Source organism: Halopolyspora algeriensis, assembly GCF_003337235.1.
Classification (GTDB): Bacteria; Actinomycetota; Actinomycetes; order Mycobacteriales; family Pseudonocardiaceae; genus Haloactinomyces; species Haloactinomyces algeriensis.
Genome location: NZ_QPJC01000002.1, coordinates 633,707 through 647,379, shown reverse-complemented (window position 1 = coordinate 647,379; position 13,673 = coordinate 633,707). Strand labels below are relative to the sequence as shown.

Here is a 13,673-nt window from a genome sequence, read left to right as displayed (position 1 = left end):
GGTCTGGGAACCTCGTTCGGGCGCGGTGGGGCCACGACCTTCCAGCAGGATCTGCAGAACTCCGACTGCATCGTCATCGAGGGTTCGAACATGGCCGAGTGCCATCCGGTCGGCTTCCAGTGGGTCATGGAGGCCAAGGAGCGCGGCGCGACGATCGTCCACGTCGACCCGCGGTTCACTCGGACTTCCGCCCTCGCCGACATGCATCTCCCGTTGCGTGCGGGCACCGACATCGCTTTCCTCGGTGCGCTCATCAACCACGTACTGGAAAACGATCTCGCCTTCCGCGACTACATCGTCGCCTACACCAACGCGCCGGCGATCGTGAAGGAGGACTTCGCCGACACCGAGGACCTCGACGGCCTCTTCTCCGGCTACGACCCCGACGGCCAGCACTACGAAACGGCGAGCTGGCAGTACGAGGGCACCGTGGCGGCACCCGCGGCCGGCAAGCGGCACAAGGCCGAGTACGTCGGCGACGAGAGTGAAGGGCCGCAGGAGTCCAGGGGGAAGGCGGAGAAGTCGACCGCCCACACCGAGCGCGTGGGGTCCGGCGGGCCGTCGATCGCGGGCAAACCGGAGCTCGACGAGAGCCTGCAGCACCCGCGCTGCGTGTATCAGATCCTCAAGCGCCACTTCGCGCGCTACACGCCGGAACTCGTCGAGAAGACGTGTGGCATCCCGCGTGAGCAGTTCCGCGCCGTGGCCGAGGCACTGGTGACCAACTCGGGACGCGAGCGCACGAGTGCGTTCGTCTACTCGGTGGGCTGGACACAGCACACCGTGGGTGCGCAGTACATCCGCACCGCCTCGATCCTGCAGGCCTTGCTGGGCAACATCGGCAGGCCCGGCGGCGGGATCCTCGCGCTGCGCGGGCACGCGAGCATCCAGGGCTCGACCGACATCCCCACCCTGTTCAACCTGCTGCCGGGCTACATCCCGATGCCGCACGCGGAGTTCCAGCAGGACCTCGCCACGTTCGTCGAGGCCGACTCCGGCAGTACCGGGTTCTGGGGCAACATGCAGGACTACACGGTCAGCCTGCTCAAGGCGTGGTGGGGCGAGCACGCCACGGTCGACAACGACTTCTGCTTCGACTACCTGCCCCGCCTGACGGGCAACCACAGCAGCTACCAGACCGTGGCCGACCAGATCGACGGCAAGGTCAAGGGCTACTTCCTCGTAGGGGAGAACCCGGCCGTGGGCTCGGCCAACGCGAAGATGCAGCGGCGGGGTCTGGCCAATCTCGACTGGCTCGTGGTGCGGGACCTGAACATGATCGAGTCGGCCACGTTCTGGAAGGACGGACCGGAGATCGAGACGGGCGAGCTGCGCACCGAGGAGATCGGCACCGAGATCTTCTTCCTGCCCGCCGCCTCGCACACCGAAAAGGACGGCAGTTTCACCAACACGCAGCGGCTGCTGCAGTGGCACCACCAGGCCGTGGAACCTCGGGGCGACTGCCGCAGTGACCTGTGGTTCTACTACCACCTGGGCCGGCGGATCCGGGAGAAGCTCGCGCAGCGCCAGGACGAGCGCACCGCCGAGCAGCGCGACCGCGATCGCCCGCTGCTGGAGCTGCAGTGGGACTACCCCACGCAGGGCAGCACCGCCGAGCCCGACGCCGAGGCGGTACTGCGGGAGATCAGCGGCTGGGACGCCGACAACAACGCGCTGACGTCCTACACCCAGCTCGAGGACGACGGCTCCACGGCGTGCGGATGTTGGATCTACTGCGGGTCCTATGCCGACGAGGTGAACCAGACGGCCCGGCGCAAACCCGAACGGGAGCAGTCCTGGGTGGCACCGGAGTGGGCCTGGGCGTGGCCGGCCAATCGGCGCATCCTGTACAACCGCGCCTCGGCCGACCCCGACGGCAACCCGTGGAGCGAGCGCAAGGCCTACGTCTGGTGGGACGCCGAGCAGGGGAGCTGGACGGGCCACGACATCCCCGACTTCGAAGCGAGCAAGTCTCCCGACTACACCCCACCGCCGGATGCGCGGTCCGAGGACGCCCTCGCGGGCACGGACCCGTTCATCATGCAGACCGACGGCCGCGCCTGGCTCTACGTGCCGACCGGGCTCACCGACGGGCCGATGCCCACGCACTACGAGCCGTTCGAGTCACCGTTCGAAAACCCGCTCTACACCCAGCAGTCGAACCCGGCCAGGGAGGAGCTCCGGCATCGCAGTAATCCCTACCAACCCAGTAACGGTGCAGCGGGTGCGGAGGTGTTCCCGTACGTGTTCACCACCTACCGCCTCACCGAACACCACACCGCGGGCGGCATGAGCCGCTTCCTGTCCTACCTGTCCGAGTTGCAGCCGGAGTTCTTCTGCGAGGTCTCGCCCCGGCTCGCCGCCGAGCGCGGGCTGGAGCATCTCGGCTGGGCGACGATCGTCACCGCGCGCACCGCGGTGGAGGCGCGTGTGGTGGTGACCGAACGGATGCGGACATTGACCATCCACGGCCGCACCGTGGAGCAGATCGGCCTGCCCTACCACTGGGGCTCGAACGGGCTGAGCACCGGCGACGGCGCCAACGAGCTGCTGTCGGCGGTCATGGACTCCAATGTGCACATCCAGGAGAGCAAGGCCTCGACCTGCGATATTCGCCCCGGACGCCGACCACGTGGACCCGAGCTGCTGGAGTTCGTCGACAGTTACCGCCGCCGGGCGGGCATCAGCCCGGAGACCGGCACCGAGGGAGCCACACGATGACAGACGGGACGTACACGACCTACGAGCGCCTGGCCGGGCCGCTCGACGACCCGGCCGGTGAAGCGGGATACGACGGGCAGCACCCGCCTCGCATGGGCTTTTTCACCGACACCAGCGTCTGCATCGGGTGCAAGGCCTGCGAGGTGGCCTGCAAGGAGTGGAACCTGGTTCCCGGCGACGTGCTCGACATGACCGGCATGTCCTACGACAACACCACCGAGCTCGGAGCGAACAGTTGGCGGCACGTGGCCTTCATCGAGCAGAGCGTGCCGGTCCACGAGGACGTCGACCTGCTGGGCTCGCTGTCCGCCGCGCGCAGCGACGGTGAGGGGGCCGGCTCGCCCACCCCGGCGAGCACCACCCCGGAGGAGGTGGCCGGTACCCGGGGTGCCGACCTGGGCATGCCCGGTGTCGGCCCGCCCGTCACGCCGGGCGCGCAGGGGGCGCTCCAGGGCGACCGCGAGGTGCGCTGGCTGATGTCGTCGGACGTGTGCAAGCACTGCACCCACGCCGCCTGCCTGGACGTCTGCCCGACGGGGTCGCTGTTTCGCACCGAGTACGGCACCGTGGTGGTCCAGGAGGACATCTGCAACGGCTGCGGCTACTGCGTGCCCGCCTGCCCGTACGGCGTGATCGACCAGCGCCCGGACGACGGGCGGGTGTTCAAGTGCACGCTGTGCTACGACCGGTTGGGAGACGGTCTCGAACCCGCCTGCGCCAAGGCCTGCCCCACCAACTCCATCCAGTACGGACAACTGGACGAGCTGCGCGAGCGCGCCGCCGAACGGGTGGAGAAGTTGCACGAGCGCGGCATCACCGAGGCTCGCCTCTACGGCCACGAGCCGACCGACGGCGTCGGTGGTGACGGGGCGTTCTTCCTGCTGCTCGACGAGCCGGAGGTCTACGGCCTGCCCCCGGACCCGGTGGTCACGACGCGGGATCTTCCGTCGATGTGGCGGTCGGCCGGGGCCGCCGCGGTGGTCACGGCGGCGGCGGTGGCGATGGCGTTCGTAGGGGGGCGACGGTGAGCGAGCAGCACGTGGGCGGTGAAGCCCGACGCAACCTGCGCCGCCGGGGCGAGCAGGCCATGGTCCCGGATGCGGAGTTCGAGTCCTACTACGGACGCCCGGTGATCAAGCCGCCGGTGTGGAAGGTGCCGGACGTGCCCGCCTACCTGTACCTGGGGGGCACGGCAGGCGTGTCGTCACTGGTGGGGGAGTTCGCCGCCTGGACCGGACGGCCCCGGCTGCGGCGGGTCGGACGGCTGGCCGGGAGTGTGGGCTCGCTGGCCAGTGTCGGGGCGCTGATCCACGACCTGGGGCGCCCGGAGCGGTTCCTCAACATGCTGCGCGTGTTCAAGCCGACCTCCCCGCTGAGCGTCGGGACCTGGATCCTGTCCCCGTTTTCCGCGATGGCCTCGGCGACGGCGGTCAGCGAGGTCACGGGCCTGCTGCCCGTGGCGGCCCGGATCAGCGGCGCCGCCTCGGGCGTGCTCGGGCCGGCGATGGTCACCTACACGGCGGTGCTGCTCGCCGACACCGCCGTGCCCGCCTGGCACGAGGGTCACCGCAAGCTGCCGTTCGTCTTCGCGGGCAGCGCCTTGTCCAGCGGGGCGGCGGTGGCCATGGTGGCCGTCCCGGTCGGCGAAGCCGGACCGGCCCGGCGGTTGGCCGCAGGGGGAGCGGCACTGGAGATCGCCGCGGTCACGATGCTGGAAAAGCGCATCGGGCTGCCCGGGCAGGCCTACAAGCGGGACCGGGCGGGAAAGCTGATGCGTCTCGCGCGGGCGTGCACCGTGGCCGGCGGCCTCGCGGCACCTTTCGCCGGCCGTAGTCGCGTGCTGTCGGTGCTGGCCGGGCTGAGCCTCACCGCCGGTGCGGTGGCCACCCGCTTCGGGGTTTTCGAGGCCGGGATGGCCTCGGCCCGCGATCCGCAGTACACGGTCGTGCCGCAGCGCGAACGGCTCGCCGAACGCGCCGCGGGCGAGGATGCGGGATAGCTCCGCGGAAACCTGTCGGGTGTGTGCGATGCCCGGACTGCACCCGGTTCGCTGGTGCGGCCGCCACACCATAACGCTGTACCACTGTTTGGTTGCTGACCCGAGGCGGTGGATACGCCCCCGGTCGCAAGGCGGCAGTGTACTGGCGAGGCCGGACTGCTGCTCGCGATGCACCAGGGGAGCAGGAGCAGGCGCGCCGGGCGGCCGGAGTGTTCTGCGAGACGATCCAGACCAAGCTGCTGTCGCTGCCGGATCATGTGCAGGTGTATCCGACCCACGTGGCGGGTTCGCTGTGCGGAGGCAACATCGGCAGTCGTCTGTCGATCACGGTCGGCTTCGAGCGGCGCACCAATCCGATCCTGGCCGAGGTCGACTCCCAGGACGAGTTCGTCGGCGAGTGCCTGCGGCTGAATAACCCGCCTGCGATACCGCCCTACTGGCGGCGCATGCGCACACGTTGCCGTGTCCGTTGAGAACAATGTTTCAGGTCACATTCTGGGCGGGGTTCGTGGCGCCATACAACCTGGCTGGCTGCCTGCTTGTAGTAGGGGTAGAGCAGTCGAGCAGATCGGGTATTGGACCCGGAAGGGACTTGTGGTGCAGCATGCGAGCACAGACGACGATGGACAGTCCTCGGCGGGGAAGGACGGCGAGTTCGCCGACTTTTTCGCCGCGCAGTTCGCCTCCGCGTGCCGGTATGCCTACACCCTCTGTGGGAACCACGTAGAGAGTGAGGAGATCGCGCAGCAGGCGTTCGTGCGGCTGTATTCGCGTTGGCGCCGGGTACGCCGGACCACCGCGCAGGCCTACCTACGCAAGACCGTGACGCGGCTGTTCATCGACACCCGCCGCGGCAGACGTGGCCGCGAGCACACTGTGGCCGACGTGCCGGAACGCTCGATGGAGCAGGACGACAGCGAGCTCGAGCGCCAAGGCTTGCGGGCTGCCCTGTTACGGGTGCCTCCACGGCAACGGGCCGTGCTGGTGCTGCGATTCGTCTACGACCTTCCCGTCGACGAGGTCGCTGCGGCGCTGGGCTGTTCGCCAGGAACGGTCAAAAGCCAGACCACCCACGGACTCGATACCCTGCGCAAAGCCTATGGGGACCTATTCACCGGATCGGACATCGAAGAGGTGGCATCGTGAACATCGACGACGAAGACCTGATCACCAACCTCCGGACGTTGGAAGACGAGTCCCTCGGTTCGGGGCCTTCTCCGGACAGTCAGGGCCGGGCCTGGCAAACGGTGCTGCGGCACGGCAGGCGCGCTCGGCTCGCTCGGCGCGCCCGCACGGCCGGGGCCGCCGCGGTCGCCGTGGTCGTGGCGGGCGCCGGCCTGAGCGTGACCGGTTTCGGGCCGGCCGGCGGCACGTCCCAGACCGCGCATGTGGGGACGGTGGCTCACGTGCTGAACACCGCGGCCGAGAACACGGACAACGCGAAGCCGGGCCCTGGCGAGTACACCCACATCACGACAGAGCGCTGGCGGCGGACCGGGGCGCCCGTGAAGGCGCACGACACGTCCGTTCCCGTTCAGGAGAGGGCGTTCATTCACTTCCGAAAGAAGACTCGCGAGGAGGTGTGGATACCGGCCAACGCCCAGGGCACGATGTACCGAAGCGTGACAGGACCGCTTGCGACGGAGTTTCGCAGCGCTGCCGACAAGCGCTACGTCATGAACCACTATCCCGACCGGTTCGAGCCGAACACCCGGTACTTCGCGGGACCGAGTCACAACGGCAAGCAGACCGGCCGCACCATGCACTCGTTCGAACCCGGACATCCGGCCATCGCGACGGGCGACCAGAGCTCGAAGGACGGTCAGCGCACGACGATCGAGGACAAACCCGCTACGTGGTACCTCCCGACGCCTGCGTTCCTGGACTCGCTGCCCCGCGATCCGGAAGCGCTGCTCGATGCGCTCGCCACCGGACACGGCGACTCGGCCGTGATGTTCAACCACAGCCGGGCCGACACCCAGTTCAGGCACCTCGCCGGGGTGTTGACCAGCGGTTTGGTGCCGTCCGACCTACGCGCTGCCCTCTACGATGCGGCTCTGAAGATCCCCGGCGTCACCGTCACCGAGGAGACCACCACCTTCAACGGCCAACCCGGTATCGCTGTCGGCCGCGTCAGTTCCACCGGCCACATCCGGCAGGAGATCATCTTCAGCAAGTCCGACTATCAATACATCGGCCAGCGGCAGGTTTTGGTCGAGCCCGGTGGCCGCGACGAGCTCACGCTCCCGGCCAACCTGCACGCCCCGAAGGGGACGGTCTTCTATTCCGCGGCCGTGACCACGAACATCACCGACAAGCCGAAGTTCGCCATCCCGAAGTGAGCCCATGAAGACACCGATGCCGGACGCACTCATCGTCAACTCCGGGCCGGGCTGGACCGTGCTCAGCCCGGACACCGGGCAGGCCACGGTCTGGTCCAGGACCCGCGACGAAGCCAGACGGTGGGCCCGATCCCTGGTCCGCGAAACTTCGGAAGCGCCAACACCGGTCGAACCGCCACCCAGGGGTCTGCGAACTGGGCGCCCGCGGCCAACATCGTAGCGGACCCTCACGGTTGAGGATCCCTCAGCGAGAGGGGACCGGCAGCATCGTAGTCCCCGCGACCGTGCTGGTCGCGGGGACCTTTTGCTGTCCTGGCGGCCGATCACGTCAGGAGTCCGGGTTCGTGTCGCGCGACCAGGTGCCGCCGCCGGCGGCGTGGTGCTGCGCCGGCTGTCCAGCTCGGCCAGCCCGTGGGAGAGCTCGATCGTGCCGCGGGCCAGACCCCGCAAATAGTGGCCAACCGGGGGTTGTTTTGGTCACCGCTTCAGCGCAGTCGCATCCGTGGAAAGTGGGCTCTACTCAGCCGCGCTGCAGGCGAGGTCACCGGTGTCCTACACGAGTGTGGAAATCGCAGCTGATGCAATCGCACACATTCCCGGAATACGCCAGAAACCTGCCACGCAGCTTCGACCAGAGCTTCCTGAGCCGAGAGGAACCACCGGCGACGAGCAATTGAGTCCGGAGAGGTAAACGGGGCTTGCTTGCTGCGCTACGAGACCGGACCTACTTGGCGTCTTCGTCGCGGCCGCGGGGCGGAGGAATCTCACCCGCTTCGCGGGCGCGAGAGGTTTTTCCGGTGCGCACGCGAGGGGCGGCGGGAAACACGCGGCTGGGCAGCAGGTGCTCACGTAGCTGGTAGCGGATGAGTTCGGCATCGGCTACGGCCCAGGTCACCACGATTTCGTCGTCGCGCAGCCGGTCGCCGGGGTGGTGCTCCAGCCACCGACCGGCGTGGCGCACCACGCGGGCCGTTCGGCCGTGTTGGTCGGCTGGTCGGCGGCGATCCCGCTCGCGCAGGTAGTTTGACGCTCGGTTGCCGCCGCCTGCGGAGAAACCACCGGTGCTCCCGCTCGTTGTCCTGGCGAGGTGGGTGTCCCACCAGCGCAAGTCGGACGCAGCGAGGAGCGAGCATGGCAGCGGATGCCGACGTCATCGTGGTCGGGGCCGGACTCGCGGGGCTGGTGGCCACGTACGAACTGACCAGGGCCGGCCGCTCGGTGCTCGTGGTCGAGCAGGAAAGCGCCGACAACCTCGGCGGCCAGGCGTACTGGTCGCTGGGCGGTTTGTTCCTGGTGGACAGTCCCGAGCAGCGGCGCATGGGCGTCAAGGATTCCGCCGAGCTGGCCTGGCAGGACTGGATGGGCACCGCGGCCTTCGACCGGCAGCGCGAGGACCACTGGCCGCGGCAGTGGGCGCAGGCCTACGTCGAGTTCGCCGCCGGAGACAAGCGGGACTACCTGCGCGATCTCGGTGTGCGGTTCCTGCCGTTCGTCGGCTGGGCCGAGCGGGGCAGCGGCACCGCCACCGGGCACGGCAACTCGGTGCCGCGGTTCCACATCACCTGGGGGACCGGTCCCGAAGTGGTCCGGGTCTTCGCCGAGCGAGTCCGTGAGGCCCAGCGCAACGGCCTGGTGACGATCAAGCACCGCCACCGGGTGGACGAGCTGCTGGTGAACGGCGGTGCCGCCGAGGGAGTGCGCGGCACCGTGCTGGAACCCTCCGCCGAAGCCCGGGGTGTGCCGTCGTCGCGGACCGCGGTGGGGGAGTTCGACTTCCACGCCCGTGCCGTGGTGGTCACCTCCGGCGGCATCGGCGGCAATCCCGAGCTGGTGCGCCGCCACTGGCCGTCGTGGCTCGGCCGGGCACCGGAGCACATGCTCACCGGGGTGCCCGCGCACGTGGACGGGCGGATGCTGGAGATCACCGAAAGCGCCGGCGGCAGCACCGTCAACCGCGACCGCATGTGGCACTACACCGAGGGCATCGCCAACTGGGACCCGGTCTGGCCCGGCCACGGCATCCGCATCCTGCCCGGGCCCTCGTCGCTGTGGCTGGATGCCACGGGCAAGCGGCTGCCCGCGCCCTACTTCCCGGGGTTCGACACGATGGGCACGTTCCGCCACATCCTCGACACCGGCCACGACCACACGTGGTTTCTGCTCGACCAGTCGATCATCGAAAAGGAGTTCGCGCTGTCCGGCTCCGAGCAGAACCCGGATTTCACGAGCAAGAAGCTCTCCGACCTGCTCAGCAGGGTGAAAAAGGGCGCGCCGGGGCCGGTCGAGCAGTTCAAGCGCCACGGGGCGGACTTCGTCGTGCGGGACAACCTGCGCGATCTCGTCGACGGGATGAACGCGCTGACCGACACACCGCTGCTGAGCCATGACGACGTCGAACGCGAGGTCGTCGCCCGCGACCGCGAGCTCGACCACAGCTACAGCAAGGACATGCAGGTCAGCGCGATCCGGGCCGCTCGTGGCTACCTCAGCGACCGACTCATCCGCATCGCCAAGCCGCACAAGCTGCTCGACCCTGCCCACGGCCCGCTGATCGCCGTGCGGCTGCACCTGCTGACCCGCAAAACCCTCGGCGGGCTGGAAACCAACCTCGACTCCCAGGTGCTGCGCCCCGACGGCAGCGTGTTCGACGGCCTGTACGCCGCAGGCGAGGTCGCCGGTTTCGGTGGCGGCGGGGTGCACGGTTACAACGCCCTGGAGGGCACCTTCCTCGGCGGGTGCCTCTTCTCCGGACGCGCCGCGGGCCGCGCCCTGGCCCGCGACCTCGCATAACCGGCCGGTGCCCACGCAGGCAGTCGGCACCGCCGCGGGTTCTCCGGCACAGCCTCGTGAGGGCGGTCAGCACGTGGCGCAGGTGGCTACTCGAGGTGCCGGCCTCCCGCAGCGAGGCGCAGCCGGAGGTTCCGCCACCCGCACCGCGACACAGCCGATCCGCGCACCTTCTCAGGTCCAGTAGGGCCGCGGCGATGAGCTCGGCCGATCCCGGCAGGTAGCTCTTCGACGTGCGCGGCAAGTTCTGTCGAGCACCTTGTGTCCATTGTTCCATGGAATTGTGGAATGATGACGGTGTGGCCGACAAGACCGATCTCTACGACACCATCGCCGGCACCGGTAAGGCCTTGGCGCACGGCAAGCGTCTGGAAATGCTGGAACTGCTGGCCCAGGGCGAACGCTCGGTCCAGGAGCTGGCCCGGACTGTGGGGTTGAAGTTGACCACCGCCTCCGCCCACCTGCAGGTGCTGAACGAGGCCGGGCTGGTGGCCACACGCAGACAGGGAACGAGCGTGATGTATCGGCTGGCCGGTGAGGATGTGGCCGGGTTGCTGTCGGTGCTGTGCCGGGTCGCCGATACCCACCGCGCCGACGTGGCGGCCGTCCGTCGCACCTATCTCGACAACGAGGGTATCCGGTTGGTCGGTCGCGAGGAGCTCATGCAGGCCGCCACCGAGGGCAGGGCGCTGGTGCTGGACGTGCGCCCTGCCGAGGAGTACGCGGCCGGGCACGTGCCCGGCGCGGTCTCCGTTCCCTTGGAGGAGCTGGCCGACCGGCTGGCCGAGATCCCGGCCGATACCGAGGTCGTCGCGTACTGCCGCGGACGCTACTGCGTGCTGTCCTACGACGCTGTGCGGCTGCTGCAGGCCAGCGGACGCGACGCCGCGTTGCTGGAGGACGGCATCCTCGAATGGCGCCGCGATGGCCTGCTCGTCACCGCTGCTTGATCCACCACTTCCCCGAAGGAACCTCGATGGCCACCGCGACCGCGGCCGCACTGCACCCTGCCCAACGACGGATCCTCGCCGTCCTCGTCACCGCTCAGATCTTCAGCGGCGCGGGACTGGCCGCGGGCATCACCGTCGGCGCCCTGCTGGCCCAGGACATGCTCGACACGACGGGCCTGTCCGGCTTGCCCAGTGCCCTGTTCACCGCAGGCTCGGCTGCGGCGGCCGCGGTGATCGGACGCACCTCGCAGCGCCTGGGGCGCCGCACGGGGCTCGCGGCCGGTTACGCCACCGGGGCCCTGGGTGCTCTCGGTGTCGTGATCGCCGCCACCATCGGCAACGTGGGGCTGCTGTTCATCGCCCTGGTCATCTACGGGGCCGGGACCGCCACCAACCTGCAAGCCCGCTACTCCGGAGCCGACCTGGCCACCCCCGGCCACCGTGCTCGAGCGCTCAGTACCGTGCTGGTCGCCACCACCTTCGGCGCTGTCGTCGGCCCCAACCTGGTCACTCCGCTGGGCGCACTGGCCCGATCCTGGAGCATCCCGCCCCTGGCCGGCCCCTTCCTGCTGGCCGCTGCCGCCTACGCCGCCGCCGGGCTCGTGCTGTGGCTGTTGCTGCGCCCCGACCCGCTGCTCACGGCGCGCACGCTGGCCGATCCCGGCGCCGAGTCCCACCCGACTTCCACCACGGCAACCGGCAACAGGAGCCACGTGGTGCTCGGGGCCGCGGTGATGGTCGTGACCCAGCTGGTCATGGTCGCGATCATGACCATGACGCCGGTCCACATGCAGCACCACGGCCACTCCGTGGGCGCGGCCGGAATGGTCATCGCCGTCCACATCGCGGCGATGTACCTGCCGTCCCCGCTGAGCGGCTTCCTGGTCGACCGCTTCGGCCGGTTGCCCATCGCCGGCGCTTCCGGCCTCACCTTGCTGGCGGCGGGGCTGGTGGCCGCGTTCTCCCCACCGCAGTCGGTCGCGCTGCTGGCGGTCGCGCTCGGCCTGTTGGGCCTGGGATGGAGCTTCGGGCTGGTCAGCGGCACCGCGATCATCACCGACAGCACCTCGCCGGCCACGCGTGCCAAGACCCAGGGCCTGGTCGACGTCGCTATCGCCGTCTCGGGAGCCGGAGGAGGCCTGGCCTCCGGCATGGTCGTGGCCGCCGGAAGCTACACCCTGCTCGCCCTCGCCGGAGGCATCATCGCGGTGGCCCTGGTGCCCGTCCTCGTGCTCACCAATCGAGCCGGCAGCACGCCGCGCCCCCACGATCAACCGGTGTCCACATCAGCCGGCCGGTGAGCCGAACAGCCCCGTCCCGTCTTCCTCGGGGGAGCTAACTGTGCCCGGCCGCTGCGACGCCGGCGGAGAAACCGCCGGTGCTCCCGCTCGTTGTCCCGGCAAGGGTGGACCTCTCCACCGGTGCAGCCGAATTCGAGCGAGGAGCGAGCATGGCAGCGGATGCCGAGCGCTGGAGGGCACCTTCCTCGGCGGGTGCCTCTTCTCCGGACGCGCCGCAGGCCGCGCCCTGGCTCGCGACCTCGCATAACCGGCAGGCGCCGGAAACGAATTCGCCACGAGCTCTTCGCCGCATCACCGGAAACAGCATCCTCGACGGGAAGGACCGCACCGTGAGCCCGGAGTCGTACTCCTCGTTCCAGAACGAGATCTACCTGCAGGGCCTGCTCACCGAGCAGGTCCCGGAACTGACCACCGACCTGCAGGCGCTGGAGGACACCGCGCGGCAGGCGCTGTCGCCGAGCGCCTACGGCTACGTGGCCGGTGGTGCCGGAGGGGGTGCGACGGTGCGGGCGAACCGGGAGGCGCTCGACCGGCGCCGCGTCGTGCCGCGCATGCTGCGCGACGTGGGTACCCGCGACCTCTCCCGCACGGTGCTGGGCACCCGGATGCCTGCGCCGGTGGCGCTCGCCCCGGTGGGGGTGCTGTCCATCGTCCATCCCGACGGCGAGCTCGCGGTGGCCCGGGCGGCGGCGAAGGCGGGGCTGCCGATGGTGCTCAGCACCGCCTCGTCCTACACCCTGGAGGAGGTGGCGGAGGCATCCGGAGAGGGCTCGTCGCGCTGGTTCCAGCTGTACTGGCCCAAGGACCGCGAGGTGACGGTCAGCATGCTGCAGCGGGCCGAAGCCGCCGGATACCACACGCTGGTGATCACGCTGGACACCTGGCTGCTGGGGTGGCGGCCCACCGACCTCGACCGGGCGTATCTGCCGTTTCTGCAGCGCACCGGGATCGCCAACTATCTGTCCGATCCCGCTTTCCTGGCCGGGTTGGACAAGCCGGTCGAGGAGGATCCGCTGGCCGCGGTCGCGCACTGGGCGGACATGTTCGCCGACCCCACCAAGACCTGGCAGGACCTGGCCTTCATCCGCGAGCACTGGTCGGGGCCGATCGTGCTCAAGGGGGTGCTGCACGCCGACGACGCGCGCCGCGCCCGCGACGAGGGCATGGACGGCATCGTGGTGTCCAACCACGGTGGGCGCCAGGTCGACGGCGCCGTGGCGGCGCTGGACGCGCTGCCCGAGGTGGTCGACGCGGTCGGCGGGGAGCTGGCCGTGCTGTTCGACAGTGGTGTGCGCACCGGCGCCGACGTGGTCAAGGCGCTCGCGCTGGGTGCCGACTCGGTGCTGATCGGCAGGACCTATGCCTACGGTCTCGCCTCCGGTGGCGAGGAGGGGGTGACGCACGTGTTGCGCTGCCTGCTGGCCGAGCTCGACCTCACCGTCGCGCTGTCCGGGCACCGCAGCCCTGACGAACTCGGCCCCGACCTGCTCGCCGGGTAGCCGCCCCGCACGCTGCCCGGCTTTGCCGAGGTTTGTCGTCACCGGAGTCCGAGGCCTCTCGGACACGTCTGTGT

General features: G+C 69.6%; 11 protein-coding genes. 10 read left to right on the top strand and 1 reads right to left on the bottom strand.

Translation table 11 applies throughout. The annotated features are described in order from the left end of the window. The 6 genes from fdh to DFQ14_RS06235 all read left to right on the top strand — a co-directional run. Positions 1–2,721: formate dehydrogenase (fdh, locus tag DFQ14_RS06260; protein WP_257233588.1), on the top strand; the 2,721-nt coding region annotated here is incomplete at its 5' end. Beyond that, positions 2,718–3,749 (top strand): 4Fe-4S dicluster domain-containing protein, encoded by a 1,032-nt coding sequence (locus DFQ14_RS06255; RefSeq protein ID WP_114452062.1) that lies wholly within the window; start codon positions 2,718–2,720, stop codon positions 3,747–3,749. The genes fdh and DFQ14_RS06255, both read left to right, overlap by 4 nt. A 59-nt stretch (positions 3,750–3,808) precedes the next feature. Then, positions 3,809–4,720 carry an NrfD/PsrC family molybdoenzyme membrane anchor subunit gene (nrfD, locus tag DFQ14_RS06250; RefSeq protein WP_114452177.1) on the top strand — a complete coding sequence of 304 codons (912 nt, stop codon included), beginning with the start codon at positions 3,809–3,811 and terminating at the stop codon, positions 4,718–4,720. A 92-nt stretch (positions 4,721–4,812) separates the two neighbouring features. Next, positions 4,813–5,193, top strand: a complete 381-nt coding sequence (locus DFQ14_RS06245; RefSeq protein ID WP_179951506.1) for an MBL fold metallo-hydrolase — start codon at positions 4,813–4,815, stop codon at positions 5,191–5,193. A gap of 124 nt (positions 5,194–5,317) precedes the next feature. Further along, the gene (locus DFQ14_RS06240) at positions 5,318–5,866 is read left to right on the top strand and encodes a SigE family RNA polymerase sigma factor (RefSeq protein WP_114452176.1); all 549 of its coding nucleotides are present in this window, start codon (positions 5,318–5,320) and stop codon (positions 5,864–5,866) included. Next, entirely contained in the window at positions 5,863–7,062 is a 1,200-nt protein-coding gene (locus DFQ14_RS06235; RefSeq protein ID WP_114452061.1) for a CU044_5270 family protein, read from the top strand. The genes DFQ14_RS06240 and DFQ14_RS06235 overlap by 4 nt, the downstream gene beginning before the upstream one ends. A gap of 724 nt (positions 7,063–7,786) precedes the next feature. Here DFQ14_RS06235 and DFQ14_RS06230 read toward each other — a convergent pair. Continuing rightward, complete coding sequence (locus tag DFQ14_RS06230) at positions 7,787–8,023, bottom strand: hypothetical protein (protein WP_141921299.1); 237 nt, start codon at positions 8,021–8,023, stop codon at positions 7,787–7,789. A 170-nt stretch (positions 8,024–8,193) separates the two neighbouring features. Here DFQ14_RS06230 and DFQ14_RS06225 point away from each other — a divergent pair, with 170 nt between their 5' ends. The 4 genes from DFQ14_RS06225 (at position 8,194) to DFQ14_RS06205 (ending at position 13,599) form a co-directional block, all read left to right on the top strand. Next, on the top strand, positions 8,194–9,852 hold the full coding sequence (locus DFQ14_RS06225) for an FAD-binding dehydrogenase (protein ID WP_114452059.1): 1,659 nt from the start codon (positions 8,194–8,196) through the stop codon (positions 9,850–9,852). Between the two features lie 296 nt (positions 9,853–10,148). Continuing rightward, complete coding sequence (locus DFQ14_RS06220; RefSeq protein ID WP_246195383.1) at positions 10,149–10,799, top strand: ArsR/SmtB family transcription factor; 651 nt, start codon at positions 10,149–10,151, stop codon at positions 10,797–10,799. Between the two features lie 26 nt (positions 10,800–10,825). Further along, a complete protein-coding gene (locus DFQ14_RS06215) occupies positions 10,826–12,100 on the top strand; it encodes an MFS transporter (protein WP_114452057.1) in 1,275 nt (424 codons plus the stop codon). 329 nt (positions 12,101–12,429) lie between these two features. Further along, a complete protein-coding gene (locus tag DFQ14_RS06205) occupies positions 12,430–13,599 on the top strand; it encodes an alpha-hydroxy-acid oxidizing protein (protein WP_338072582.1) in 1,170 nt (389 codons plus the stop codon). Positions 13,600–13,673: the final 74 nt, after the last annotated feature.